This is a genomic window from Mesorhizobium sp. M4A.F.Ca.ET.090.04.2.1, assembly GCF_003999085.1.
Taxonomy (GTDB): Bacteria; Pseudomonadota; Alphaproteobacteria; order Rhizobiales; family Rhizobiaceae; genus Mesorhizobium.
In genome coordinates this window covers 1-645 of record NZ_RZOT01000992.1, presented here as the reverse complement: position 1 = coordinate 645, position 645 = coordinate 1, and the positions used below count along the sequence as shown (strand labels likewise).

The 645-nt window shown below is 60.5% G+C and carries 1 protein-coding gene; it reads right to left on the bottom strand.

Going from position 1 to position 645, the window contains the following annotated elements:
- On the bottom strand, nt 1-645 hold a 645-nt coding region (locus tag EN781_RS33680; protein WP_189347995.1), incomplete at both ends, for an SPFH domain-containing protein.

The following is a 645-nucleotide window of genomic DNA, read 5'->3' as shown; positions in this document are numbered from 1 at the left end:
GATCGGGATCGATTCGGCAGTCTGGAACTGGGCATAGCGATTGAGGTCGCCCAGCATGTTCATCGAACTCACCTTGTCGAGGACGCGCTGGAGCTCCTCGGGCAACGACAGGCTCTGCACGTAGAAGCTCTTGACGTCGATGCCGTAGGCTTGGAGCGCCGGGCCGATCGCCTCCGCCAGTTGCTGCGAGAATGTTTCCTGATTGGCCGCCATGTCGATAAAGGCGATGTTGCTCTGGCCGAGCTTGCTGGCGATGGCTGTGAGGATTGCACCGCGCAGCTGCCCCTCGATCATCTCGGAGGTGGAGCGCTCGGCCGTGCCGACCAGGCGCGACCAGAACACCCCGACATCGCCGATGGCATAGGCATAGTTGCCGAAGGCGCGTAGGCGGATCGGCCCATATTCCTTGTCACGGACAGTCAGGGGCTGGGTGGTGCCCCATTTGCGATCGATCTGGTCCTTGGTGTCGAAGAAATACACGTCCGACTTGAAGGGAGACTCGAAGAACTTGTCCCAGTTCTTCAGATAGGTCAGCACCGGCAGCGTCTGGGTGTTGAGCGTGTAGGTGCCTGGCCCGAAGATGTCGGCGATCTTGCCTTCATTGAAGAAGGCCGCCTTCTGTGTCTCGCGCACCACGAGCCTGTC